Annotated in this window: 20 protein-coding genes and 1 riboswitch; of the genes, 14 read left to right on the forward strand and 6 right to left on the reverse strand. The window is 71.9% G+C overall.

Annotated elements, in window-relative coordinates; genetic code table 11:
* Nucleotides 1-177 precede the first annotated feature (177 nt).
* The 3 genes from ACIBEA_RS04715 to aceA form a co-directional block, all read right to left on the reverse strand.
* Nucleotides 178-1,110, reverse strand: coding sequence for a 3-hydroxybutyryl-CoA dehydrogenase (locus ACIBEA_RS04715; protein ID WP_399257979.1), 933 nt, complete (start codon nucleotides 1,108-1,110; stop codon nucleotides 178-180).
* The gene (gene aceB / locus ACIBEA_RS04720; protein ID WP_399257980.1) at nucleotides 1,107-2,699 is read right to left on the reverse strand and encodes a malate synthase A; all 1,593 of its coding nucleotides are present in this window, start codon (nucleotides 2,697-2,699) and stop codon (nucleotides 1,107-1,109) included. Before aceB ends, ACIBEA_RS04715 begins: the two co-directional genes overlap by 4 nt.
* A gap of 127 nt (nucleotides 2,700-2,826) precedes the next feature.
* Nucleotides 2,827-4,164, reverse strand: coding sequence for an isocitrate lyase (aceA, locus tag ACIBEA_RS04725; RefSeq protein ID WP_399259027.1), 1,338 nt, complete (start codon nucleotides 4,162-4,164; stop codon nucleotides 2,827-2,829).
* Between the two features lie 322 nt (nucleotides 4,165-4,486).
* Here aceA and ACIBEA_RS04730 point away from each other — a divergent pair, with 322 nt between their 5' ends.
* The 7 genes from ACIBEA_RS04730 (at nucleotide 4,487) to ACIBEA_RS04760 (ending at nucleotide 12,750) form a co-directional block, all read left to right on the forward strand.
* Nucleotides 4,487-5,893 (forward strand): short-chain fatty acyl-CoA regulator family protein, encoded by a 1,407-nt coding sequence (locus ACIBEA_RS04730; protein ID WP_399257982.1) that lies wholly within the window; start codon nucleotides 4,487-4,489, stop codon nucleotides 5,891-5,893.
* A gap of 137 nt (nucleotides 5,894-6,030) precedes the next feature.
* A riboswitch (cobalamin riboswitch) is annotated at nucleotides 6,031-6,217 on the forward strand.
* A gap of 209 nt (nucleotides 6,218-6,426) precedes the next feature.
* Nucleotides 6,427-7,926: a CoA-acylating methylmalonate-semialdehyde dehydrogenase gene (locus tag ACIBEA_RS04735; protein WP_399257984.1), complete on the forward strand. Its 1,500-nt coding sequence runs from the start codon at nucleotides 6,427-6,429 to the stop codon at nucleotides 7,924-7,926.
* A 4-nt stretch (nucleotides 7,927-7,930) separates the two neighbouring features.
* A complete protein-coding gene (locus ACIBEA_RS04740; protein WP_399257986.1) occupies nucleotides 7,931-9,076 on the forward strand; it encodes an acyl-CoA dehydrogenase family protein in 1,146 nt (381 codons plus the stop codon).
* Nucleotides 9,073-10,158, forward strand: coding sequence for an enoyl-CoA hydratase/isomerase family protein (locus ACIBEA_RS04745; RefSeq protein ID WP_399257987.1), 1,086 nt, complete (start codon nucleotides 9,073-9,075; stop codon nucleotides 10,156-10,158). The genes ACIBEA_RS04740 and ACIBEA_RS04745 overlap by 4 nt, the downstream gene beginning before the upstream one ends.
* Nucleotides 10,155-11,117 (forward strand): 3-hydroxyisobutyrate dehydrogenase, encoded by a 963-nt coding sequence (mmsB, locus tag ACIBEA_RS04750; RefSeq protein WP_399257989.1) that lies wholly within the window; start codon nucleotides 10,155-10,157, stop codon nucleotides 11,115-11,117. Before ACIBEA_RS04745 ends, mmsB begins: the two co-directional genes overlap by 4 nt.
* Nucleotides 11,114-11,893: an enoyl-CoA hydratase gene (locus ACIBEA_RS04755; RefSeq protein ID WP_399257991.1), complete on the forward strand. Its 780-nt coding sequence runs from the start codon at nucleotides 11,114-11,116 to the stop codon at nucleotides 11,891-11,893. Before mmsB ends, ACIBEA_RS04755 begins: the two co-directional genes overlap by 4 nt.
* A 152-nt stretch (nucleotides 11,894-12,045) precedes the next feature.
* Nucleotides 12,046-12,750 (forward strand): hypothetical protein, encoded by a 705-nt coding sequence (locus ACIBEA_RS04760; protein WP_399257993.1) that lies wholly within the window; start codon nucleotides 12,046-12,048, stop codon nucleotides 12,748-12,750.
* A 46-nt stretch (nucleotides 12,751-12,796) separates the two neighbouring features.
* Here the strand turns inward: ACIBEA_RS04760 and ACIBEA_RS04765 are convergent, their stop codons facing one another.
* Both ACIBEA_RS04765 and ACIBEA_RS04770 read right to left on the reverse strand, forming a co-directional pair.
* Nucleotides 12,797-13,579 (reverse strand): aminotransferase class IV family protein, encoded by a 783-nt coding sequence (locus ACIBEA_RS04765; protein ID WP_399257995.1) that lies wholly within the window; start codon nucleotides 13,577-13,579, stop codon nucleotides 12,797-12,799.
* Between the two features lie 46 nt (nucleotides 13,580-13,625).
* Nucleotides 13,626-15,302, reverse strand: a complete 1,677-nt coding sequence (locus ACIBEA_RS04770) for a carbohydrate binding domain-containing protein (RefSeq protein ID WP_399257997.1) — start codon at nucleotides 15,300-15,302, stop codon at nucleotides 13,626-13,628.
* Nucleotides 15,303-15,780: 478 nt separating this feature from the next.
* Here ACIBEA_RS04770 and ACIBEA_RS04775 point away from each other — a divergent pair, with 478 nt between their 5' ends.
* The 7 genes from ACIBEA_RS04775 to ACIBEA_RS04805 are packed head-to-tail and all read left to right on the forward strand — an operon-like array spanning nucleotide 15,781 to nucleotide 23,107.
* The gene (locus tag ACIBEA_RS04775; protein ID WP_399257999.1) at nucleotides 15,781-16,041 is read left to right on the forward strand and encodes an acyl carrier protein; all 261 of its coding nucleotides are present in this window, start codon (nucleotides 15,781-15,783) and stop codon (nucleotides 16,039-16,041) included.
* Nucleotides 16,042-16,088: 47 nt separating this feature from the next.
* Nucleotides 16,089-17,225 carry a 3-oxoacyl-[acyl-carrier-protein] synthase III C-terminal domain-containing protein gene (locus tag ACIBEA_RS04780; protein ID WP_399258001.1) on the forward strand — a complete coding sequence of 379 codons (1,137 nt, stop codon included), beginning with the start codon at nucleotides 16,089-16,091 and terminating at the stop codon, nucleotides 17,223-17,225.
* Between the two features lie 4 nt (nucleotides 17,226-17,229).
* Nucleotides 17,230-18,234 (forward strand): hypothetical protein, encoded by a 1,005-nt coding sequence (locus ACIBEA_RS04785; protein WP_399258003.1) that lies wholly within the window; start codon nucleotides 17,230-17,232, stop codon nucleotides 18,232-18,234.
* A complete protein-coding gene (locus ACIBEA_RS04790; RefSeq protein ID WP_399258005.1) occupies nucleotides 18,231-19,916 on the forward strand; it encodes an FAD-dependent oxidoreductase in 1,686 nt (561 codons plus the stop codon). Before ACIBEA_RS04785 ends, ACIBEA_RS04790 begins: the two co-directional genes overlap by 4 nt.
* On the forward strand, nucleotides 19,913-20,392 hold the full coding sequence (locus tag ACIBEA_RS04795; protein WP_399258007.1) for an SCP2 sterol-binding domain-containing protein: 480 nt from the start codon (nucleotides 19,913-19,915) through the stop codon (nucleotides 20,390-20,392). Before ACIBEA_RS04790 ends, ACIBEA_RS04795 begins: the two co-directional genes overlap by 4 nt.
* Nucleotides 20,389-21,639: a beta-ketoacyl-ACP synthase II gene (fabF, locus tag ACIBEA_RS04800; RefSeq protein WP_399258009.1), complete on the forward strand. Its 1,251-nt coding sequence runs from the start codon at nucleotides 20,389-20,391 to the stop codon at nucleotides 21,637-21,639. The genes ACIBEA_RS04795 and fabF overlap by 4 nt, the downstream gene beginning before the upstream one ends.
* A gap of 37 nt (nucleotides 21,640-21,676) precedes the next feature.
* The gene (locus ACIBEA_RS04805) at nucleotides 21,677-23,107 is read left to right on the forward strand and encodes a cytochrome P450 (protein WP_399258011.1); all 1,431 of its coding nucleotides are present in this window, start codon (nucleotides 21,677-21,679) and stop codon (nucleotides 23,105-23,107) included.
* A 32-nt stretch (nucleotides 23,108-23,139) separates the two neighbouring features.
* Here ACIBEA_RS04805 and ACIBEA_RS04810 read toward each other — a convergent pair whose 3' ends face one another.
* The gene (locus ACIBEA_RS04810) at nucleotides 23,140-24,366 is read right to left on the reverse strand and encodes a VWA domain-containing protein (protein WP_399259028.1); all 1,227 of its coding nucleotides are present in this window, start codon (nucleotides 24,364-24,366) and stop codon (nucleotides 23,140-23,142) included.
* Nucleotides 24,367-24,425 lie beyond the last annotated feature (59 nt).

Consider the following 24,425-nt stretch of genomic DNA (forward strand, 5'->3'; position numbering starts at 1 on the left):
GTCTGTTGTGGGCGCGGGGGCGGGGGGGGGGTTTTGACCCCCACCCCGCGGCGGGGGCCCCCCCGCCCCCCGCGCCCCGCCCCCCGCCCGCGGCCGGCGCCCCCCCGCCCCCCCCCCCGCTCCTGCTCCGTGCCTCCCGGGTCCCTCAACCCGGGAGCCGTACCACCGGGTCCCTCGTCAGCCCCGGTCGTAGGTATGGAACCCGCGGCCGCTCTTGCGGCCCAGCAGACCCGCCTGGACCATGCGCCGGAGCAGCGGTGGCGGGGCGTGGAGCGGCTCCTTGAACTCGGCGTAGAGGGACTCCGCGATGGCCGCGACGGTGTCCAGGCCGATGAGGTCGGCGAGCTTGAGGGGGCCCATGGGGTGGGCGCAGCCCAGTTCCATGGCCGCGTCGACGTCCGCGGCGGTGGCGAAGCCCGATTCGGCCATTCGAATGGCCGAGAGCAGGTAGGGGACGAGGAGCGCGTTGACGACGAAGCCGGCCCGGTCCTGCGAGCGGACGGCCGTCTTGCCGAGCGCGTCGCGGGCGAACGCCTCCACCGTCTCCGCGGTCTCGCGGGTGGTGTGCAGCGAGGACACGATCTCCACGAGGGGCAGGACGGGCACCGGATTGAAGAAGTGCAGGCCCACGACGCGGTCGGCGCGGCCGGTGGCCATGGCCAGTCGCATGACGGGGATGGCGGAGGTGTTGGTGGCCAAGATGGCCCCCGGGTCCTCGACGATCTTGTCGAGGGCGGCGAAGGTCTCGGTCTTCACGGCCGCGTCCTCCACCACCGCCTCGATCACGAGCTGCCGGTCGGCGAGGTCGTCCAGGCTGCCGGAGAAGACGAGCCGGGCCAGGGTGTCCTCGGCGGTGAACCGGTCCAGTTTGCCGCGCTGGACGGCGCGTTCGAGGGAGACGGCCACCCGTTCGCGGGCGGCCAGGGCGGCCGCGGCGTCGGTCTCGCACACCACGGTGTCGAGGCCCGCGCGGGCACAGACCTCGGCGATGCCCGCGCCCATCCGGCCGCCGCCGACGACGCCGACCCTGCGGATCGCCGCGCCCGCGCCCGCGCCCGCGCCGGTGGCGGTGGCGGTGGCGGTGGCGCTGCTGTCGCTGCCGGCGCTCATGCGCGGGCCTCCGGACGGCGGACGAGGTGGCGGGCGTACGCGTCGGGGGTGAAGAAGGCCGGCAGCTCCCGCTGGAGCGCCGTCCGCTCGAGGACGGCGCGCGCCTCGGCGACCCGGGCGTCCGGATCCTCCTTCGCGAGCGCGGCGCACTGCGCGTCGAGGACCTCCCGCACGCCCGCGCGGTCGGCCGTGCCGTGGCGCAGCCACTGCCAGAGCTGGACCCGCGCGATCTCCGCGGTCGCCGCGTCCTCCATCAGCCCGTAGAGGGCGACGGCGCCGCTGCCGCGCAGCCACGCGTCGAAGTACCGCAGGGCGACGGCGACATTGGCACGGATACCTTCGGCCGTGGGCGGGCCCGCGACCCGCCGGACCGACAGCAGGTCGGCCGCGGTGACCCGGACGTCCTCACGCGTACGGTCGAGCTGGTGCGGCCGGTCGGCGAGCACGCCGTCGAAGACCGTGCGGCAGACGGGCACCAGGGCGGGGTGGGCGACCCAGGAGCCGTCGAACCCGTCCTCCGCCTCGCGCTCCTTGTCGAGCCGGACCTTGGCGAGCGCCGCCTCGTTCGCGGCCGTGTCCTTGCCGGGGACGTGGGCGGACATGCCGCCGATGGCGTGGGCGCCGCGCCGGTGGCAGGTACGCACGAGGAGTTCGGCGTAGGCCCGCATGAAGGGGGCGGTCATGGTGACCTCGGCCCGGTCGGGCAGTTGGAAGTCGGTGCGGTGGCCGAAGGTCTTGATGATGCTGAAGAGGTAGTCCCAGCGGCCCGCGTTGAGCCCGGAGCCGTGCTCGCGCAGTTCGTAGAGGATCTCCTCCATCTCGAACGCCGCGGTGACGGTCTCGATGAGCACGGTGGCGCGGACCGTGCCGCGGGGGATCCCGAGCAGTTCCTGGGCCCGCACGAACACGTCGTTCCACAGCCGTGCTTCGTTACGGTTCTCCAGCTTGGGGAGGTAGAAGTACGGGCCGTGGCCGGCGTCGATCTGCCGCTGGGCGCAGTGGAAGAAGTACAGGCCGAAGTCGACCAGGGAGGCCGGGACGGGGCGGCCGTCGATCTCCAGGTGCTCCTCGGTGAGGTGCCAGCCGCGGGGGCGCACCACGATGGTCGCCAGGTCCGTGCCGAGGCGGTACTCCTTGCCCTCCGGGGTGGTGAAGTCGATGCGGCGCTCGATGGCATCGAGCAGGTTCAGCTGCCCGCCGATGACGTTGTCCCAGGTGGGCGAGGTGGCGTCCTCGAAGTCGGCCATCCACACCTGGGCGCCGGAGTTGAGGGCGTGCACCGTCATGCGCCGCTCGGGCGGGCCGGTGATCTCCACCCGCCGGTCCGTCAGACCGGGCGCGGGGGGCGCGACCCGCCAGTCGGGGTCGGCGCGGACGGCCGAGGTGGCGCGGGAGAAGTCCAGCGGGGTGCCGGCGGCCAGGTTGGCCGAGCGGCGCTCGCGCTCCTTGAAGAGCCTGAGCCGCCGGTCCGCGAAGGCCTCGTCGAGCCGGGCGAGGAAGTCGAGCGCCTCGGGCGTCAGGATCTCGTCGTGGCGCTCGCCCGGAGCCGCGAGGACCTCGACGCGGCGCGTGATCGCGTGGACGGACATACGGGTCTCCTCAAGGAGGGAAGGGCAGCGGAGGAAGAGGGGAAGGGGGAGGTCCCGGGGCTCCGGTCCGGGGCCCCGGGGGCAGTGCGGTGCGGTGCCGTGTCGTGCGCTGCGGTCGGTGCGGGGTCTAGTGGAACTGCTCTTCCTCGGTGGAGCCCGCGAGCGCGGTGGTCGAGGAGGCCGGGTTGACGGCGGTGGAGACCAGGTCGAAGTAGCCCGTGCCGACCTCGCGCTGGTGCTTGACGGCGGTGAACCCCTGCGCCTGGGCGGCGAACTCGCGCTCCTGGAGGTCGACGTACGCGGTCATGCCGTGGTCGGCGTAACCGCGGGCGAGGTCGAACATGCCGTGGTTGAGCGAGTGGAAGCCGGCCAGGGTGATGAACTGGAAGCGGTAGCCCATCGCGCCCAGTTCCCGCTGGAACTTGGCGATCTGGTCGTCGTCCAGCGCCGCCTTCCAGTTGAAGGACGGCGAGCAGTTGTAGGCCAGCATCTGGTCCGGGTACCGCGCGTGGATCGCCTCGGCGAACTCGCGGGCCTGCGCCAGGTCCGGGGTGCCCGTCTCCACCCAGATCAGGTCCGCGTACGGGGCGTAGGCGAGGCCGCGGGAGATGACCGGGGCCATGCCGCCCCGGACGTGGTAGAAGCCCTCGGCGGTGCGCTCGCCCGTGCAGAACTCGGCGTCGCGCTCGTCGACGTCGCTGGTCAGCAGGGTGGCCGCGAGGGCGTCGGTACGGGCGATGATCAGGGTCGGGGTGTCCGCGATGTCGGCGGCCAGGCGGGCCGCGTTCAAGGTGCGCACGTGCTGGGCGGTGGGGACGAGCACCTTGCCGCCGAGGTGGCCGCACTTCTTCTCGGAGGCCAACTGGTCCTCGTAGTGGATGCCCGCCGCGCCCGCCGCGATCATGGCCTTGGTCAGCTCGAAGGCGTTGAGGGGGCCGCCGAAGCCGGCTTCGGCGTCCGCCACGATCGGGGCCAGCCAGTCGGTGGTGTCCGTACCGCCCTCGGCGGTCGCGATCTGGTCGGCGCGCAGCAGGGCGTTGTTGATCCGACGGACCACCTGCGGAACCGAGTTGACCGGGTACAGGCTCTGGTCGGGGTAGGTGTGGCCGGCCTGGTTGGCGTCGGCCGCGACCTGCCAGCCCGACAGGTAGATCGCCTGGAGTCCGGCCCGCACCTGCTGGACGGCCTGGCCGCCGGTGAGGGCGCCCAGGGCGTGGATGTAGTCCTGCTCGTGCAGCTGGCGCCACAACCGCTCGGCGCCGCGCCGGGCCAGGGTGTGCTCCTCGCGGACACTGCCGGAGAGGCGGACGACGTCCTCGGCGGAGTAGGTCCGCTCGATGCCCGCCCAGCGGGGGTCGCCGGCCCACCGCTGCTCCAGTTCCCGGGCCGCCGCCGTCGTCGTTCCCGCCTGAGCCCGAGCCTGAGCCGGAATCTGGTCTTGAGCCTGAGCCTGAGCCTGCTGCATGGCCATGGCCGTCTCCCCTGAGTCACGTCAAAAAGTGGACATGTGAAATGTGCGAATGAGACATCTACGAGTCACCGGGTGACACTCGGTGCACCCTGCACACCGTGCTGCGCGGTCCGCGCTCCGCGCCCGCCGGACGCTTCAGCGGGCTTTCCTGGCCGCAGTCCGACTCTGACAGTGGCACCGAGTGCCATCAACCGTGGCCGCATGCCACGTTCTGCGCATCTTCTTCGCCGTGATTGCCAAGCTTGCGAAGGGTGCACGGTCCGCCTTCGCGCCTACACTCACTTCCCTACTCACTGGTAGGCGGTACGGGGGCACTATGGGCAAGACCTATGCGGGGGCGCGGCTGCGGCGGCTGCGCGAGGAGCGGCGGCTCAGCCAGGCCGAGCTGGCGCGCCGGCTGGAGATCTCCCCCAGCTACCTGAACCAGATGGAGCACGACTCGCGCCCGCTCACGGTGCCCGTGCTGCTCCGGCTCACGGAGGCGTTCGGCGTCGATCCCGGCTTCTTCGCGGAACGGGACGGCGCGCGCACGGTCGCGGACCTGCGCGAGGCCCTGGCCGACGACATCACGGCCGCCCGGGTCTCCGCTTCCGAACTGGCCGAGCTGGTCCAGCGGTTGCCGACCGTCGCAGGGGTCCTGCTCGACCTGGGGCGGCGCAACGTCGCCCTGACGGAGCGGCTCTCGGACGCCGCGGACGGCAGGGCCGGGGGGACCGTCGGTGGACCCCGGGCGCCGCACGAGGAGATCCGCGAGTTCTTCTACCGCCGCCAGAACTACCTCCACGCCACCGATCTCGCGGCCGAGGAGCTGGCGGGCGCGATCGGCATCCGCCCCGGCGGCGTGCTGCCCGCCCTCGCGGACCGGCTGGCCGAACGGCACGGCGTACGCCTGGCCCCGGACGCCGACCGGCTGCACCGCTACGACCCCGCGCGGCGGACCCTGCACCTGTCGCCGCGACTGCTCCCCGGCCAACAGGCGTTCCGCATGGCCACCCAACTCGCGCTCCTCGAACACGGAGCGGGCCTGTCCGCCCTCGCCTCGGAGGACTTCGAGGAGGGCTCGGCCGCCTGGTCGCTGGCCCGCATCGGCATCGCGAACTACTTCGCCGCGGCGCTGGTGCTCCCGTACGGGGCCTTCCACACGGCGGCCGAGGAGGAGCGCTACGACATCGAGAAGCTCACCGTGCACTTCGGCCTGGGCTACGAGACGGTCTGCCACCGCCTCAGCACCCTCCAGCGGCCGCGCCTGCGGGGCGTCCCGTTCTCCTTCGTCCGCGTCGACCGGGCCGGGAACATGTCCAAGCGGCAGTCCGCCACCGGATTCCACTTCTCCCGGGCGGGCGGCACCTGCCCGCTGTGGAACGTCTACGAGGCCTTCGCCGCCCCCGGCCGCATCCACGTCCAGATCGCCGCCATGCCCGACGGCGCGCGCCACCTGTGGACCGCCCGGGCCGTCACCCGGCACCGCGGTGGTTGGGGCGAGCCCGGCAAGACCTTCGCGATCGGCCTCGGGTGCGAGATCCGGCACGCCTCCCGCCTGGTCTACTCCGACGGGCTCGACCTCGCCAACGCCTCGGCCGCCACGCCGATCGGCATGGGCTGTCGCCTCTGCGAACGCCTCGAATGCCCCCAGCGCGCCGCTCCCCCGCTCGGCCGCACGCTCGCGGTCGACGAGAACAGCAGCACCTTCGTGCCCTATCCGGTCGTCGCCGAAGACGATTGAGCCGGGCCGGCCGTCTGCACCTGTCCGGTCCGGTCCGGCCGGCCGGACCGGACAGGTGCGGGCGGCGGAGGTGCAGGGCGGCGAAGGTGGGGGCGGCGAAGGTGGGGGCGGCGAAGGTGGGGTGGACTTACTAGGACGTCCAACTATATGTTCGTGGCACAAGGTCCGCGGTGCAGGGAAGCCGGTGTGAATCCGGCACGGTCCCGCCACTGTGACCGGGGAGTGTGCTGCCCTCCACACGCCACTGACGGCTTCACGTCGGTAGGGCGGACGGCACGCGGTGATCCGGGAGTCAGGTTACCGGCCGCGGAACGTTCCGTGTTGTCCACGAGGATGGAGCAGACACGCATGGCACCGGTCCGTACCCACGACCCTGGTGATCCGGCGGAGCGAGCGGCGACCCCCGCGCTCTAGCTCTTCGGCTGCCCCCGGCAGCCCTGTCCCACGGCACCCCACGCGACGGACCCGACCCGGGTCCGGTTGCCGGTGCGCCGTGCCGTCCCCGGATCCTCACCTGACGAGAGCAGGCTCCCATGGTCCGCGAACTCACCCATTTCATCGGCGGAAAGCACACCACCGGTACGTCCGGCCTCTTCGCCGACGTCCACGACCCCAACACCGGCGCCGTCCAGGCCCGGGTCCCGCTCGCCGGGCGCGCCGACACCGAGGCCGCCATCACCGACGCCGAGGCGGCGCAGCGCGAGTGGGGCGAGTGGAACCCGCAGCGCCGCGCCCGCGTCCTGCTGCGCTTCCTGCAACTCATCGAGGGCGAAAGGGAGTCACTGGCGCGACTGCTGTCGGCCGAACACGGCAAGACCGTCGCCGACGCGCACGGCGACATCCAACGCGGCCTGGAGGTGGTCGAGTTCGCGGCCGGTATCCCCCACCTCCTCAAGGGCGAGTTCACCGACAACGCCGGGACCGGCATCGACGTGCACTCCCTGCGCTCACCGCTCGGCGTCGTCGCGGGCATCACCCCCTTCAACTTCCCCGCGATGATCCCGCTGTGGAAGGCCGCCCCCGCGCTCGCCTGCGGCAACGCCTTCATCCTCAAGCCCTCCGAGCGGGACCCTTCCGTACCCCTGCGCCTCGCCGAACTGTTCCTCGAAGCGGGGCTGCCGCCCGGCGTGTTCAACGTGGTCAACGGTGGCAAGGAGGCGGTCGACACGCTCCTGACGGACCCCCGGGTACAGGCGCTCGGCTTCGTCGGCTCCACGCCGATCGCCGCGCACATCTATGCCACCGCCGCCGCCCACGGCAAGCGCGCCCAGTGCTTCGGCGGCGCCAAGAACCACATGGTCGTGATGCCGGACGCCGATCTCGACCAGGTCATCGACGCCCTGATCGGAGCGGGCTACGGCTCGGCCGGCGAGCGCTGCATGGCCATCGCCGTCGCCGTCCCCGTCGGCGAGGAGACCGCCGACGCGCTGGTCACCCGTCTGAAGGAGCGCATCGCCACCCTGCGGATCGGCCGCTCCGACGACGCCACCGCCGACTTCGGCCCGCTGGTCAGCCGGGACGCGCTGGACCGGGTCCGGCGCTACGTCGACATCGGGGTCAACGAGGGCGCCGAACTCGTCGTCGACGGACGCGGGTTCACCCTGCCCGGGCACGAGAACGGCTTCTTCGCGGGGGCCTCCCTCTTCGACCGCGTTACCCCGCGCATGCGGATCTACCGCGAGGAGATCTTCGGTCCGGTGCTGTGCGTCGCCCGTGCGGCGGACTACGAGGAGGCGCTGCGGCTGCCCACCGAGCACCCGTACGGCAACGGCGTCGCCATCTTCACCCGCGACGGCGACACCGCCCGCGACTTCACCCGCCGCGTCGGCGCGGGCATGGTCGGCGTCAACGTGCCCATCCCCGTCCCCGTCGCTTACCACACCTTCGGCGGCTGGAAGCGGTCCGGCTTCGGCGACCTCAACCAGCACGGCCCCGACTCGATCCGCTTCTACACCCGTACCAAGACCGTCACCTCGCGCTGGCCCTCCGGGGCCAAGGAGGGCGCGAGCTTCACCATCCCGACGATGGGCTGAGCCGGTGACCACCACACTGACCCCCGATCAGCTCGCCCTGGCCGAGGTCACGCTCGACTTCGCGCAGGAGCAGCTCGGTCCGTACGCCGTCGGCTGGGACCAGGACAAGCACTTCCCGGTGGACGTGCTCCGCAAGGCGGCCGACCTCGGACTCGGCGGCGTCTACGTCGGCGAGGCACACGGCGGTTCGGGGCTGAGCCGCGCCGACGGCGTCCTCGTCTTCGAGGCCCTCGCCACCGGGTGCCCCTCCATCGCCGGGTACCTGTCCATCCACAACATGGTCGGCTGGATGATCGACCGCTACGGCGACGCCGTCCAGCGCGACCGGTGGCTCCCCGCGCTGTGCTCGGCCCGGTCCCTCGGCAGCTACTGCCTGACCGAACCGGGCGCCGGGTCGGACGCCGCCGCGCTGCGCACCCGGGCCGAACGGGTGGGCGACGACTACGTCCTGAGCGGGGTCAAGCAGTTCATCTCGGGCGCCGGCGCCGCCGAGGTGTACGTCGTCATGGCGCGCACCGGTGGTGAGGGTTCGGGCGGGATCTCCGCCTTCGTGGTCGAACGCGGCGACCCCGGCCTCTCCTTCGGCCCCAACGAGCGCAAGATGGGCTGGAACGCCCAGCCCACGCGGCAGGTGGTCCTCGACGCCGTCCGCGTTCCCGCCGACCGTCGGCTCGGCGCCGAGGGCGACGGTTTCCGCATCGCCATGAACGGCCTGAACGGCGGCCGCCTGGGCATCGCCGCCTGCTCGCTGGGCGGTGCGCAGAGCGCACTGGACCGCAGCCTGGCGTACCTGGCCGACCGCGAGGCCTTCGGGGCACGGCTGTTGGACGCGCAGGCGCTGCAGTTCCGGCTCGCCGACATGGCCACCGAGCTGGCCGCGGCCCGCGCGCTGGTCCGCCAGGCCGCCGCCTCGCTGGACCAGGGCGACCCGTTGGCCCCGCAACTGTGCGCGATGGCCAAGCGGTTCGCGACCGACACCGGATACTCCGTCGTCGACCGGGCCCTGCAACTGCACGGCGGGTACGGCTACCTCAGCGAGTACGGCATCGAGAAGATCCTCCGCGACCTGCGGGTGCACCAGATCCTGGAAGGAACGAACGAGGTCATGCGCATCATCGTCGCCCGGGGACTCACGGAGGCCCTGCGATGAGCCCCACCGCCGCCGAAGGCGCCGACCACGTCCTCCTGCACACCGAGGGACGGGTCGGGTACGTGACCTTGAACCGCCCCCGGGCGCTGAACGCGCTCACCCACGCCATGGCCCTGCGCATCGACGCGGTACTGACCGCGTGGGAGCACGATCCGGCCGTCGAGGCCGTCGTCCTGCGCGGCGCCGGCGAGCGCGGCCTGTGCGCGGGCGGCGACATCCGTTCCATCCACGCCGACGCCCGCAGCGGCTCCACCGCCTCGGCGGACTTCTGGCGCGACGAGTACCGGCTCAACGCCCGGATCGCCCGCTACCCCAAGCCGTACGTCGCCCTGATGGACGGCATCGTGATGGGCGGCGGCGTCGGGATCTCCGCCCACGGCAGCGTCCGGATCGTCACCGAACGCTCCCGCGTGGCCATGCCCGAGACCGGCATCGGCTTCGTCCCCGACGTCGGGGGCACCTACCTCCTGACGCTGGCGCCCGGCGAGTTGGGCACGCACCTCGCCCTCACGGGCACGCCGGTCGACGCCGCCGACGCACTGCTGTGCGGCCTCGCCGACCACTTCGTACCCGCGGCGCTGCTGCCGCAGCTGTCCGCCGACCTCGCCCACGCCGATGTGCACGAGGTGCTGGAGCGGTACGTCGTGCCCGCGCCCGGCGGCGGGCTCCACGCCCGCCGGGAGTGGATCGACCACTGCTACGCGGCGGACACCGTGGAGGAGATCCTGGACCGGCTCCGCGCCAGCGGCGCACCGGCCGCGAAGGAGGCGGCCGACCTGCTCCTGACGAAGTCGCCCACGGCGCTGAAGGTGACCCTGGCCGCGCTGCGCCGCGCCCGCACGTTGGGCCCGCTGGAACGGGTCCTGGAACAGGAGTACCGGGTCTCCTGCGCGGCTCTGACCTGCCCTGATCTGGTGGAGGGCATCCGCGCTCAGGTGATCGACAAGGACCGCGCGCCGCACTGGAGCCCGGCCTCGCTCGCCGAGGTCGGTGCGGCCGATGTGGCCCGGTTCTTCGCCCCGCTCGGCGAGCGCGAACTGCGCCTCGCCGTGACCGACTCTCCTCAGGAGGTGCCGTGGTGAGCACGACCGTAGCGTTCATCGGGCTCGGGCACATGGGCGGGCCGATGGCCGCCCAGCTGGTCCGGGCGGGACACCGGGTCATCGGATTCGACCTGGTGCCCGAGGCCCTGGCCGCCGCGGCGGCCGCGGGGGTGGAGGCCGCGCCCTCGGCGGTCCGGGCCGCGGCCGAGGCGGACGTCGTCATCACGATGCTCCCCGCGGGCCGCCACGTCCTCTCCCTCTACCAGGAGGAAGGGCTCCTCGCGGCGGCCCGGCCCGACACCCTGTTCGTCGACTGCTCCACGATCGACGTCGCCGATGCCCGGGCCGCGCACGCGGCGGCCGTCGCGGCCGGCCACCGGGCGCTGGACGCACCGGTCTCCGGCGGGGTGACGGGCGCACAGGCCGCGACCCTCACCTTCATGGCGGGCGGCGGCGGCGAGGAGTTCGCCCGGGCCGAGCCGCTGCTGGCCGTCATGGGCAAGAAGACCGTGCACTGCGGCGCGCCGGGCGCCGGGCAGGCGGCGAAGATCTGCAACAACATGATCCTCGGCATCTCCATGATCGCCGTCAGCGAGGCGTTCGTCCTGGCCGAGCGCCTCGGCCTGGAGCATCAGGCGCTGTACGACGTCGCCTCCACGGCGTCGGGTCAGTGCTGGGCGCTCACCGTCAACTGCCCCGTGCCCGGGCCCGTACCGGGCAGCCCCGCCAACCGGGACTATCGGCCCGGGTTCGCGGCTCCCCTGATGGCCAAGGACCTGGGGCTGGCGGCGAACGCCCTGCGGGCCGGGAACGTGGACGCGCCCCTGGGTCTCAAGGCCGCCGAGCTGTACGCCGACTTCGCCGCGGGCGCGGGGCGCGAGCTGGACTTCTCGGCGATCGTACGGACCCTGCGCCCGGCGGCCGGAGCCGCACTCGAAGCCGGTCCCGACACCCACACCCACACCCACACCGAGCAGAACGGAACGACCGCCCCGTGACGCAGACGTACGAGACCATCCTGGTCGAGCGCAAGGGCCGGGTCGCGCTGGTCACCCTGAACCGCCCCCGGGCCCTGAACGCCCTGAACCTCCAGGTCATGACCGAGGTGGTCGCGGCCACCGAGGCGCTCGATCGGGATCCCGAGGTCGGCTGCATCGTCCTGACGGGCTCGGCGAAGGCGTTCGCCGCCGGGGCCGACATCAAGGAGATGCGGCCGCGGAGCTACATGGACATGTACCTCTCCGACTGGTTCACGGCCTGGGACCGGCTCGGCCAGCTCCGTACCCCCACCGTCGCGGCGGTGTCCGGCTACGCCCTGGGCGGCGGCTGCGAGCTCGCCATGCTCTGCGACGTCCTGCTCGCCGCCGACACCGCCGTCTTCGGCCAGCCGGAGATCAGGCTGGGCGTCATCCCGGGCATCGGCGGCTCCCAACGGCTCACCCGTGCCGTCGGCAAGGCCAAGGCCATGGAGCTGTGTCTGACCGGGCGCACGATGGACGCCGTCGAGGCGGAGCGGGCCGGGCTGGTCTCCCGCATCGTCCCCGCCGACGCGCTGCTCGCCGAGGCCCTCGCGGTGGCCGAGACGGTCGCGGGCATGTCCAAGCCCGTGGCGATGATGGCGAAGGAGGCTGTGAACCGCGCCTTCGAGACCACCCTCGCCGAAGGCGTCCGCTTCGAACGCCGCCTCTTCCACGCGGTGTTCGCCACCGCCGACCAGAAGGAGGGCATGACGGCGTTCGTGGACAAGCGCCCGCCGGAGTTCGTCCACGGCTGACCGGTACCCGGCCGCCCGACTCGTGGACGACGGCCCTGCTGTCGGGAAGATCACAGGGCGCGTGGCGGCTTCGGCGGGAGGGATCGGGCGCGCACGTCCACAATGGGCCCGGAAGAGGGGGGATCCCCCGTGTCCACATAGGGGAGTTGACCGTGCCCACCACGAAACCGAGCCGTAGCGTCCTGGCCGTCGCGGCAGTCGTGTCCGCGGCGGCCGTACTGGCCGGCTGTAGCAGCGAGCCGCCGGCGCTGAAGATCGAGTCCGCCAAGCCCTCCGGTGCACGACTGGAAGCCCGTCCCGCAGCGGGGGGGTCGGTGCCCCTGGCGCAGTGGCCCAACGCGTGCGACGTGCTCGGCGACGAGGAGATCCGCGCGATCCTGCCGCAGGCCAAGGACTTCCAGCGGACGCCGATCAAGGTGACCGTCATCAATTTCAACCCGCTCGCGAAATCGGATCCGGGCACCACGGGCGACGTACCGGCGGGCGGCTGCAAGACCGAGTTCGGCCTGCCCGCCAAGTACAAGGCCAAGCACAACAGCAGCTTCCGCATCGTCTTCAAGACCGTCGCCGATCCCGCGCTCGTGGCGAACGCCTACGCCGAGGACCGCGACGCCGAGGCGAAGCGGGCCGGCCAGGACACCAAGAAGTTCCGGGACCTGGGGAACTCGCTCGGTACGGCAGGCTGCTACGTCCAGGGCGTGTCCATCACGATGATCTGCCACCAGGGCCCGTACCAGTTCGAGGTGAGCGGTCTGTCGACCGCGGACGGCATGGGGAAGTACCCCGAGTCCGAAGAGAACTGGCGCGAGAAGGTCCTGACCCAGGTGGTGCGCACCTTGGGCGCCCGCATGGCGTGACGTGCGGGCGGCGGGCCGCCCGCACGGGGCGACGCTCCCGCCGGCCCTACGGCCGCTCGCCGGGAACGGACAGGTAGGCCTCGCGGAGCCGGTCCAGTACGGGGTGCTCGGCGAGCAGTGCGGTGTCGTCGATCGCGGCGAGCGCCCGGACACCGATGCTGGTGTTCGTCGCGAAGGCCGCCGCCATGCCCTTCGCCTCCTCCAGGGTGACGGGGGCGACCCGATGTGCGGCGCGCTGCTGGAGCAGCGCCTTGGTGACTCCGGGCAGCACCGGAGCCTGCGGCCACACGACGCCGCCGTCGGCGTCTACGAATCCGACGTTCCAGGTGCCGCCTTCGCTGACGAGTCCGTCGCGTCCGACGAACAGGGCGTCGTCGAAGCCGGCGAGCTGGGCGCCGCGCCGGGTGTGCAGGGCCCCGAAGAGGCCGACGTGCTTCACCTCGGGCAGCTCCCGCTCGTACCGCACGCTCTTGGCGCGCAGCGGAGCCGGCGCGCGCAATGCGCCGGCTCCGCGCACGGTGACCAGGACCCGCGGGTCCCCCGGCGCCGCGAGCTGCCCCATGTCGACCGCGGGGTCGTACACGGTCACCCGGACGACGCAGGGCTGCGACTGCCCGTGGAGCGCCTCCCGGACGAAGGCGCGCACGCGCCCGGTGTCCAGGTCGGCGCCCCACACGACCTCGCAGTCCTTCGCGAGCCGCGCCATGTGCAGCTCCAGCCCGCGCACGGCGCCGTCGTCGACGCGCATGGACGTGAAGTGACCGACGTTGACCAGGGCCAGGGGCAGCAGGTCATCGGTGGTGACGGGCTTTCCGTTCAGTGTCGCCATACCTCACAGGATGTCAGGACATCCGTTGCCGACGGTCAGCGGGCGGTCAGCGGCTCTGGAGGGATTTGACGTTGTCGCCGAAGGTCCAGCCCTTCGAGCCGTCCCAGTTGATCGACCAGGTCATGAGCCCCTTCAGCGAACCGCCGAAGGCGTTCCACGACTGACTGACCAGGCTCGGCGCCATGTAGCCGCCGCCGGCGCCGGGCTGGGCGGGCAGGCCGGGCACCTGCTTGTCGTAGGGCACCTTGATGGTGGTGCCCTGGATGGTCAGGCCGTTGTTGAGGCAGGTGGTCTGCGCGGTGAAGCCCTGGACGGTGCCCGCCTGGTAGGAGTCGCCGGAGCAGCCGTACATGCTGCCGTTGTAGTACTGCATGTTCAGCCACCACAGGCGGCCGTTGTCGACGTACTTCTTGATGATCGGCAGGTACGAGCCCCAGATCGAGCCGTAGGTGACGCTGCCGCCGGTGACGTAGGCGGTTTCGGGGGCCATGGTGAGGCCGAAGCCGGCCGGCATCTGCGCGAGGACGCCGTCGATGATGCGGATCAGGTTGGACTGGGAGGCGGACAGGGTGTTGATGTTGCCGCTCCCGGTCAGGCCGGTCTCGATGTCGATGTCGATGCCGTCGAAGTTGTACTTCTTCAGGATCGGGACGACGGTCGCCACGAACTTGTCGGCGACGGCGGCGGAGCTCAGGTCGATGCCGGCGGCGGCGCCGCCGATCGACATCAGGAGCGTCGCCCCGGCCGCCTTGGCCTGGCACATCTCGGCGGGGGTGGAGACCTTGACGCCGGCGTCCATGCCGTCCTGCCACAGCACGGTGCCGTCCGAGAGGATCACCGGGAAGGCGGCGTTGATGACGTTGTAGCCGTGCGCGGCGATCCGACTGTCCGTGATGGGGACCCACCCCATGCCGGGATGGACCCCGTTGGAGGCGCCGTCCCAGTTCTCCCAGTAGCCCTGCAGGACCTTGCCCGACGGCTTGGGCTTCGTGGGGCAGGTGTCACCCGGCGGTGGCGTGGTCGGCGGGGCGGTCGTGGGGGGTGCGGTCGTGGGCGGGGCGGTGGTCGGTGGGGCCGTGGTGGGGGGCGCGGTGGTCGGCGGGACCGTGGTGGGCGCGGTGGCGGTCGGGGTGGGGTTGGTGCCGCCGGGTCCGGCGAGGGCCACGTCGTCCGCGTAGTAGGCGGGCTGCCCGTACCAACCGTGCAGGTAGACGGTCACCGAGGTGGTGTTGGCCCCGGTGGCGAAGGTGACGCCGAGCTGGCCGTAGGACGGGCTGTTGGGCGTCCAGGTGGACGTGGTGCCGGTGATTCCGGTTCCGGTGGCGCCGAGGTAGACGTAGCTGCCCTGGACGAAGGCGCTCAGCGTGTACTGGGAGTTGGGCTGCACGCTGATGGTCTGGGTGCACTGGGCGTTGTCCGAGCCGGCGGGGGTCGCCTTGAGCGCGGAGGTACCGGAGTGGACCGGACTGCTGACCGCCGCGCCGGAGCCGCCGGAACAGGTCCAGTCGGACAACCCGCTCTCGAAACCGGAGTTGGCGACCAGGTTGGGGGTGGCGGCGCCGGCGGTGACGGATCCGGCCGCGGCCAGGCCGGCGGCGACGACGGCGATCGCGCTGACCCCGGCGAGTGTCCTCCTGGAGGCGGTGGTGCGGCGGCGGCCTGGGTCCGTCCGGGGGTGGGGGTCGGCGGACGGGCGTGAGGTGCGCGGCTTGCGACGGAACACGCGGTGCTCCCTTCCCGCCGGGCGACGTGGTCATGGACCGGCGCGTGGGGGCGTGACGCCCGGCTCTGGGTGAGGTGGACATGTGGGGCTGTGCCGACCGGATCGTAGGAGGGCTGGAATCGGCCGTCAATAGGTCTGGACCAATCCCCTCGGATCCGCTCCGCCCGCACAGCGGCCCGCGCCGCCCACCTCGGGCCTCTCCCTCGGCCGCTCCTGCCGGATGGCCGTGAATTCGACCGTGCGGGCGTGTCCGAAAACAGCGAGGTCCCGTCGCTCTTTCGGATATTCGACCCCGGATTCAGGCCGATTTCAAATGCCGCCGACTTCCGCCCGGTAGCGGAGGCTCGGCCACCGGCTTGAGCGCGTTGGAGGTTCGGTCGAAGTCGATCTCCCCCCGGAAATTCGGCCTTGTCCCGTCCCGTGGCGTGGGTCAGAGTGAAGCCCGTGCCGCACAGGGGGTGAGGCACGGGAGGTGAACATGTCTCTGAGGACAGATCTCTACGCGGATATCACGGGATTCCTCGTGGCCAAGTGCGATGCCAACCCGGAGGAAATCTCCGCGGAATCCGATCTGTACTACGACATCGGCATCGACTCGCTCGATCTCATCGCCATGACGCAAAGCCTTCAGGGCGCGTACGGCATATCGATGGACGACGAGCGCATCGGTGGCATCCGCACCGTCGGCGACATCCTGGACCTCGCCGTCTCCAAGATCGAAATCAAAGCAACCGCATAGAAGCCACGGCATAGAAGCAACCGCCCAGATCACGGGGAGACACCGCAATGCCTGCCTACATCACCGCCATGGGAAGCTTCCTGCCCGGCGAACCAGTGCCCAACGAAGAGGTCGAGGAGTACATCGGCAGCGTGGGCCGCGCGAGTTCGGGGCTGCGCGAGCAGACCCTCGACAACTGCGGGATCAAGACGCGGCACTACGCCATCGACAAGCAGCAGAAGACCCTGTTCTCCAACACCGAGCTGGCGGTCGGCGCCATCCGCCGGGCGGTGGAGCGCTCGAACATCACCCTCGACGACATCGACCTCATCGCGGCGGCCACCGGCCTCCCGGACCTCATCGCGCCCGGCTTCGCCAGCGGCGTCCACGGCGAACTGGGCAGCCCGCCCTGCGAGATCGTGAGCACCCACGGGATCTGCAGCTCCGGGATGATGGCGCTCAAGAACGCCTACCTCCAAGTGGTGGCCGGGGAGAAGAAGAACGCGGTCGCCTGCGCGTCCGAACTGATCTCGCGGCTCATGAAGAGCGACCGGTTCACCGACGTCCGGCCCGTCTCGGACGACGGCGCCATCGCCATGGAGATCGCGTTCCTGCGCTACATGCTCTCGGACGGCGCCGGAGCCGCGCTGGTGCAGGACCGCCCGGCGGCCGAAGGGATCAGCCTGCGGATCGACTGGATCTCGCTCACCTCCTACGCCAACACCGAGCGCACCTGCATGTACATGGGCGCGGCCGACAACTCGGGGAAGCGGAGCTGGCTGGACTACCCCTCCGCGGCCGAGGCGGCCGTCGACGGCGCGCTGGCGCTGCGCCAGGACCTGGGCCTGCTGCCGCACCTCGTGCGGCTCGGGGTCAAGGAGTACCAACGGCTGCTCGACGAGGGCCGTTTCGACCCGGACGAGCTTGCCTGGTTCCCCGCGCACTACTCCAGCGAACGCATGAAGTCCATGGTGCTCAAGGAGATCGAGAAGAAGAAACTCCGGGGCCCCTCCGTCGAGAAGTGGTACAGCAATCTGACACGGGTCGGAAACATCGGTTCCGCGAGCATCTACGTGATCCTGGAGGAAATGCTCGGCGAGGGCATGATTTCCGCTGGTGACAAGCTCCTTTTGATGGTTCCCGAATCCGGGCGGTTCGCGGTGTCCTTCGCGCATCTGACGGCCGTTTCCGGCGGGGAGGTCTGAGGTGGTGGCCCCACGGCCCCGGGTGACCGTCTACTGGTACTCGCAGACCGGTCAGCTCCTGGAATCCGTCTCCGCCGTCACCGACCCGCTGGAAAAGGCGGGTTGGGACATTCGCAAGGTCGAGATCAGGCCACGAGAACCGTTTCCCTTCCCCTGGCCCCTACGCCGCTTCTTCGGCGTCTTCCCCGCCTCCGTCGACCCTGACGCGGCGCCCGGGATCACTGCCCGGCCGCCGGTGGCCGACGATGACGACGCGGACCTGGTCGTCTTCGCCTTCCCCGTCTGGTACCTGGCCCCGGCGCTGCCCATGCGGGCCTTCGTCGGCGCCGAGCCGAAGGCGTTCGACGGGCGCGGTGTCGTCGGCCTCGTGGCATGCCGGAATATGTGGTACTCCGCCGCCATCGAGGTGCGGCAGCTGATCGAGGGCGCGGGCGGCCGCTACGTGGGCACGATCGCCTCCGTGGACACCGCCTCCGCCGGGGTCACCTTCGTCACCACGCTGCGCTGGCTGCTCGCCGGCAAGCGGGAGGCGTCCTGGGGCTTCCCGCGCGCCGGTGTCGGCGCTGACGAGCTGGAGCGGCTCGCGTTCCTCGGCGAGCGCCTCGCCGAACTCTCCCCCGCACAGCGGGAATTCGCGCCGGACCAGGACGGGCCCGCTTCCGGCGCCACCTCCGATGAGGTCTTGGCCGAGGAGGCCTTGGCCGAGCGGGTGCGCGCCGTACTCGCCGCCCATGACGCGGCCCCCGTGAACCCGCCACTGGCTGCGGCCGACCTCCTGGCCGGAAGGGTCTTCCGGGTCTGGGGCCGGATCATCCGCGCCGCCGACCGGCGGGGAGACCTCCCGCGCAAGGCGTTCACCGGGGTGTTCGTGCTCTGGCTGATCGGCGCCGTACTGGCCGGGCTGCCCGCGGTCGTCGTCGCCCGCGTCCTGTTCAAGGCCGGCTTCGACGCCGCGGTGGCCCGGCGCCTGGCGCCGGTCGTCGCCGCCCTCGGGGAGGCACGACGATGAACGCGGCCGAACCCCGACCCCCGCAGACCGGCGAACGGTTGGAGGCCGACGTCGTGGTGGTCGGCGGTGGGCCCACCGGCCTCGCCGCGGCCCACTTCCTCGCCGGACTCGGCGTGCGGACGGTCGTGCTGGAACAGCGCCCCGCACCCTCCGGCCATCCGCGCGCCACCGTCATCAACTCGCGCACGATGGAGCTGCTGAGGTACCTGGGCGTCGACGCCGAGGTCCGTCGTGTCGGCGTGCCCCTGCCGAACACGGCGCGCATCACCTGGTGCACCGAACTCGCCGGCACCGAACTCGCCGCCCTGGACGTCATCGAATCGGCCGAATCCCTGATGCGGCGCGCGGCCATCAGCCCCGTCCTGCCCGTCATCTGCTCGCAGAACCGGGTGGAAGCACTGCTCGTCGAGCGGCTCCCCGCGAACGCTCGGGTGATCCGCGGCGTCAGGGCCGAGGAGCTGACCCGGACCCCCTCCGGCGTCAGGGTGACGGCCGCGGGCGAGCGTCCCCTCGTCGTCGAGGCCCGCTACGCCGTCCTGGCCGAGGGCCTGCACGGCCCGCTGCGCGAGACGGTCGGGCTGCGGCGGACCGCGGCCACACCGCTCGGGCGGCTCCTCGACATCCACTTCAGCGCCGACCTCTCGCCCTGGACCGCCGGCCGGGAGAGCGCCCTGTACTGGGTGATGGGTTCCCTCGTGCGGGGCGTGCTGATCACCGTGGACCCCGCGCGCGGCGAATGGCTCCTGGAGATCCCCGCCCTCACCCCCGAAGAGGAACACACCTACTTCGAGGAGGAGGTCGATCACCTGAAGCTGATCGAGGCCGCCATCGGCACGTCGGTCGATGGCCTGCGCATCCACTCCGTACGGAACTGGGTGATGGGCTCCACCGGTCTCGACTCCTGGCGCAGTGCCGACGGCCGGGTGCTCGCCGCGGGAGACGCCGCCCACACCTTCCCGCCCACCGGGGGCTTCGGCATGAACACCGGCATCCAGGACGCCCACAACCTCGCCTGGAAGCTGGCCGCGGTGCTGCACGGCGGCGCCCCCGATGCCCTGCTCGACTCCTACGAGCGCGAACGGCGCCCGGTCGCCGAGTTCAACGCCCGGCACAGCGAGAGCAACGCCCTCCAGAAGCGGGCACTGCTCCAATCCGACGTGGAGCAGGCGGAGTTCGCCCGGAACATCGAACAGCACCGGCCGCACTTCGACTTCGAGGGGCAGGCGCTGGGCTTCACCTACGCGCCGGGCCCCGGAGAGCCGGTGGTCCAGGACATCGTGACCTACCGGCCGACCGCCCGGGCCGGCCACCGGGCCCCGCACGCCTGGCTCGACCGGGCCGGCGACCGGATCTCCACGACCGACCTGAACCGATCCGGATTCTCCCTGCTCACGGGGCCGGAGGGGGCCGTATGGCAGGACGTGGCGCAGGAGGCCGCGACCTTCTTGGGCCTGCCCCTCACGGCCGCCGTGATCGCCGCGGACGGGCCCCACCTGCGCGACGTCACGGGAGCGTTCGCCGACGTCTACGCGCTGGAGGGGCCGGAAGCGGTCCTCGTACGGCCCGACGGCCACGTCCTCGCCCGACTGCCCGGCATCGCACCACGGCAGGAGCTCCGGCAGGCGGCCGACCGAACAGTCGACAGCGGGCGGGTGCCCGCAGGAGCGGAGGAGTCCTCATGACAGCCGAACCCACCTTCTCCCCGGAGCTGCTCGCGGGGCTGCACTCCGGCGACCTCGCCGACATCCGCGCCGTCCTCGCCGGGCTGCCGCGCCAGGAGCTGGCGGCCTGGCTGGCCACGCCCGAGGGCGGGGACGTACTGCGCTCGGCCTTCGAGCGGATGCCCGAGCGCTACACCGGGGGCCTCACGGGCCCCGCGCAGACCGCCCGTTGGGAGGTTTCGAGGTCACCGGCCGCCACGGTCGCCTACGACCTCGTACTGGCCGGGGACACCTGTGACGTGCGCGAGACGGGCATCTCGGGCGAGCCCGCGGTCACCCTCGCCCTGGACGCGGTCAGTTTCGTGGAGATGGCCTCCGCCTCGGTCCAGGGCATGGACCTGCTGCTGGGGGGCCGGCTGCACATCCAGGGCGACGTGCAGCTCGCGATGCGGATGGAGTCCCTCTTCGGGCTCGCCGAACCGGGTGAGTCCGGATGAACACCGCCGCCGGTCGCCACCGGGTGGTGGTGACCGGCATCGGCATGGTGAACCCGCTCGGCATCGGCACCGAGACGGTCTGGACGCGGCTGCTCGCCGGAGCATCCGGCGTGGGGCCGATCCGGGGCTTCGACGCCGACCGGCTGCCGGTGCGGATCGCCGCCGAGGTGGCCGACTTCGACCCGACGGCCTGGCTGACCCGCCTGGAGGTCAGGCGCCTCGACCGGTTCTGCCACTTCGCGCTCGTCGCGGCCGAACTCGCCGTGGAGCGGGCGGGTTTGAACGGCATCGACCGGGACGGCGCGGCGACCGTGATCGGCAGCGCCATAGGCGGCGCCGCCACCATGATGGCGGGGGTGCTGAAGGACGCGGCGGAGCCGTGGTCGGTCTCCCCGTACTTCGTGCCCGGCTCCATCGTGAACATGGGCGCGGGCTCCGTCTCCCAGCACTTCGGCTTCCGCGGCCCCGGCGGCGCACCGGTCACCGCCTGCGCCTCCTCCGCCGACGCGATCGGACAGGCCTACCGCCTGGTCCGCGACGGCTACGCCGGGGCCGCGCTCGCGGGTGGCTCCGAGGCCTGCATCGCCTCGCCCCTGATCGCCGGCTTCGCCAACCTGCGCGCGCTCTCCCGCCGCAACGACGATCCCCAGCGTGCCTCCCGCCCCTTCACCGCGGACCGCGACGGCTTCGTCATGGGGGAAGGCGCCACCATGATGCTCCTGGAGACCGCCGAGTCGGCCGGGGCCCGGGGCGCGTACGTCTACGCCGAGATCTGCGGCTACGGCCAGACCAGCGACGCCCACCACGTCACCGCCCCCGATCCCAGCGGGCAGGGCGCCGCCCGCGCCATGCTCGCCGCGCTGCGCGAGGCCGACCTGAAGCCCGACGAGATCGACCACGTCAACGCGCACGGCACCTCGACCACCTTCTCCGACGCCGCCGAGACGAAAGCGATCAGAGCCGCCTTCGGCACGCACAGCGGGAAGCTGGCCGTCAGCTCGACCAAGTCGATGACCGGTCACCTGCTGGGCGCGGCCGGCGCGACCGAGACGGCCTTCTGTGCCCTGGCCATCGACCGCGGGGTCATCCCGCCCACCATCAACCAGGACGCGCCCGACCCGGAGTGCGACCTCGACTACGTGCCGAACACCGCCCGTCCGTACGCGGTCCGGGCAGCCCTCTCCAATTCCTTCGCCTTCGGCGGGCAGAACGTCTCGCTCGCCCTCCGACGCTTCGTCAGGGAGTGACCCCGCCCGTGTCCATGGAGCTCAGGAAGGCACCTCGATGACCCAGGTCTCCACCGCCCCCGTGGCCACCGCCACCGCGGCCCCCGGCCCCGGCGGCCGGATCCGCCCCCTGCTCGCGATGTCCGGCCATCCGCTGGACTACGTCGGCGGGCTGCGCGACCGCTACGGCCCGGTCGTGCGCATTCCGCTCGGCTGGCGCGATATGTACATGATCAGCGACCCGGAGGCGGCCCACGAGGTCCTGGTGACCTCGCACCGCAACTTCGCGAAGGACGTCATGAGCGCCGGGCGCGGCACGTGGGCCGCCCCGCTCGAAGTGATCCTCGGCAACGGCCTGGTCACCAGCGACGGGGCCTTCCACCGCAAGCAGCGCAGGCTGATCCAGCCGATGTTCCATCACGAACGCATCGCCGGCTACGGTCGCGCCTTCGCCGAGCTCTCCGACGACATCCAGTTCGGTTGGAAGGACGGAGACCGGCTCGACATGCAGGTCGAGATGACCGAGCTGACCCTCGCCATCGTGGCCCGCACGCTCTTCGACGTCTCCCTCGACAGCGACGTGGCCCGCACCATCCGCACCGCCGTCCCGCGCCACGAGGGTCCGCTGCGCTGGGATTCCCTGCCCTTCGCCCGTCATCTGGCGAAGCTGCCGCTGCCCGGCAACAAACGCTTCTACGAGGGCCGGGCCGACCTCTACGCCATCGTCGACCGGCTCGTCGCGGAGCGCAGGCGGGGCGACGGGCAGGGCGCCGACCTGCTCTCCCTGCTGCTCGCGGCGCGCGACGCCGACACCGGGGAGCCGATGGACGACCTCCAGGTGCGGGACGAGGCGATCACCCTGCTCATGGCCGGCCACGAGACCACGGCCAGCGCCCTCGCCTGGGCCTACCACCTGCTCGGCAGCGACCCCGGGGCCCGGGAGCGGATGCACGCGGAGATCGACGAGGTGCTCGGCGACCGGCTGCCCACGGTCGAGGACCTGCCCCGCCTCGCCTGGACCGACGCGGTCCTCTCCGAGGCGATGCGCCTCTACCCCCCGATCCTGGGCGTCGCCCGCCGCGCCCTGACCGACTTCGAGGTCTGCGGCCGCCGCGTGCCCAAGGACGCCTTCGTCGCGATCGTCCCGTGGGTCGTCCACCGCGATCCCCGGTGGTGGCCGCAGCCGGAGCGCTTCGCCCCGCAGCGCTGGATCGAGTCCCCGCCGTCCGCCGACGCGGCGGACGAGCTCACCGGCCACGCGGTACGGCCGGGCCGCCCGCGCCTGGCCTACCTCCCCTTCGGCGGCGGTCCGAGGCAGTGCATAGGCAACACCTTCTCGCGGATGGAGGGCGTCATGGCGCTGGCCACCCTGGGGCGCCACTGGGAGTTCGAGCCCGTCCCCGGCTTCACGGTCGACTCCCTGGCAAGAATCACGATCCGCCCCCGCCATGGCCTCCCGGTATCCGCCAGACGCCGCCACCGCGCCTGAGCCGGGCGAACCGTCCGGCCGCGGCCGACGCCTCAATGCCGCAGCCAGGCGGCGAAGGCGTCGACGAGGCCGGCGTAGAACCGCTCGTCGGGCACCGATCCCGGGTTCTTGCTCGCGTCGTAGAAGGCGACGTTGGTGAAGGTGGCGGAGGTGGAGGCGTTGAGGTTCTTGTAGAACGCGAGCTTGCCGCGGCCGAATCCGACGAACAACCAGAAGACGCCGAGCGGTGCGGTGTTCTGCAGCAAGGAGCGCACCTCGGCCTTGTCCCAGGGTTCGTCACCGACCTGGGTCACGATGAATGCGGGGTCGACGGCGCCGGATTCCTGGTAGTGCCCCACCGCACGCCGCATGGCTTCGGCGACGTTGCCCCACCCCCAGTCGACCTGGGTGTGCAACTGCCCGATGCGGCCGCGGTAGTTGTCCAGCCGGATCTCCTCCAGGAAGGGCTCTTGTCCGCTGGAGAAGACCACGGGCACGGTGCCGTCGTCGTCGAGGGTGGCCGACAGTGCCAGGACCCGCTCGGCGAAGGCCTGCACGGCGAAGGAGTCGTACAACTCCTCCATGTGCAGGTCGTGATCCAGGATCAGGTACACCGCTGCCCGCCGGTTGGCGATGCGCTGGTCGACGAGGGCCTTGTTGGCGTGGCGCGCCGGAGACAGCAGTGCGGGGGCCAGCCGCTCGACCTTCGACAGACCCACCGCGGGGCCCGCGAGGACGGGGTGCGAGCGGGCCGGGGCCGGACGTGGCGCAGGGGCCACGTCGAGCTCGGCTTCCACATCGACCCCGTAGTCGGTCGCGAGACCGGCCAGGCCGGAGGCGTAGCCCTGTCCCACTGCCCGGATCTTCCATTCGCCGCCGCGCCGGTAGAGCTCCGCCAGCACCACGACGGTCTCCCCGGACGTGAAGTCCGGCGCCGTGAACGACCGGGCCGGCGAGCCCGCCTGGGCGATGGACAGATGCGGTGCACGGGTGAAGACCGCACCCGGCTGCAGCGGATCGGCACTCACCACGACCACCAGCCGGTCCACGCCGGCCGGCACGCGTAAGAGGTCGGCCGTGACCACGGAACCGGCGACCGACACCCCGTCCTGGGCCGGGTGGTTGTAGAAGACCAGGTCGTCGTCGCTCCGGACCCTGCCGTCCGCTCCGAGCAACAGCGCCGAGACGTCCGCAGCCAAGCCGTGCACCGACACCGCCAGCACCACTGCCGCCGTCGAAAGCCCGACGTTCTCCCCTTTGCGCAATGCCGTCACCTGCATCTTCACCCCTCGATCTCCGAGAGGGAAACGCTAGACCCCTGCCGCCCGACCGTCCCGGC

This window comes from Streptomyces sp. NPDC051555 (assembly GCF_044454405.1).
Classification (GTDB): Bacteria; Actinomycetota; Actinomycetes; order Streptomycetales; family Streptomycetaceae; genus Streptomyces.

Excerpts from the sequence above, each read along its gene's own strand:
- aceA (WP_399259027.1), bottom strand. The coding sequence starts at position 4,164 with ATGCAGCAGGCTCAGGCTCAGGCTCAAGACCAGATTCCGGCTCAGGCT.
- ACIBEA_RS04730 (WP_399257982.1), top strand. The coding sequence starts at position 4,487 with ATGGGCAAGACCTATGCGGGGGCGCGGCTGCGGCGGCTGCGCGAGGAG.
- aceB (WP_399257980.1), bottom strand. The coding sequence starts at position 2,699 with ATGTCCGTCCACGCGATCACGCGCCGCGTCGAGGTCCTCGCGGCTCCG.
- ACIBEA_RS04765 (WP_399257995.1), bottom strand. The coding sequence starts at position 13,579 with ATGGCGACACTGAACGGAAAGCCCGTCACCACCGATGACCTGCTGCCC.
- ACIBEA_RS04780 (WP_399258001.1), top strand. The coding sequence starts at position 16,089 with ATGCCTGCCTACATCACCGCCATGGGAAGCTTCCTGCCCGGCGAACCA.
- ACIBEA_RS04805 (WP_399258011.1), top strand. The coding sequence starts at position 21,677 with ATGACCCAGGTCTCCACCGCCCCCGTGGCCACCGCCACCGCGGCCCCC.
- fabF (WP_399258009.1), top strand. The coding sequence starts at position 20,389 with ATGAACACCGCCGCCGGTCGCCACCGGGTGGTGGTGACCGGCATCGGC.
- ACIBEA_RS04810 (WP_399259028.1), bottom strand. The coding sequence starts at position 24,366 with ATGCAGGTGACGGCATTGCGCAAAGGGGAGAACGTCGGGCTTTCGACG.
- ACIBEA_RS04735 (WP_399257984.1), top strand. The coding sequence starts at position 6,427 with ATGGTCCGCGAACTCACCCATTTCATCGGCGGAAAGCACACCACCGGT.
- ACIBEA_RS04790 (WP_399258005.1), top strand. The coding sequence starts at position 18,231 with ATGAACGCGGCCGAACCCCGACCCCCGCAGACCGGCGAACGGTTGGAG.
- ACIBEA_RS04775 (WP_399257999.1), top strand. The coding sequence starts at position 15,781 with ATGTCTCTGAGGACAGATCTCTACGCGGATATCACGGGATTCCTCGTG.
- ACIBEA_RS04795 (WP_399258007.1), top strand. The coding sequence starts at position 19,913 with ATGACAGCCGAACCCACCTTCTCCCCGGAGCTGCTCGCGGGGCTGCAC.
- ACIBEA_RS04745 (WP_399257987.1), top strand. The coding sequence starts at position 9,073 with ATGAGCCCCACCGCCGCCGAAGGCGCCGACCACGTCCTCCTGCACACC.
- ACIBEA_RS04715 (WP_399257979.1), bottom strand. The coding sequence starts at position 1,110 with ATGAGCGCCGGCAGCGACAGCAGCGCCACCGCCACCGCCACCGCCACC.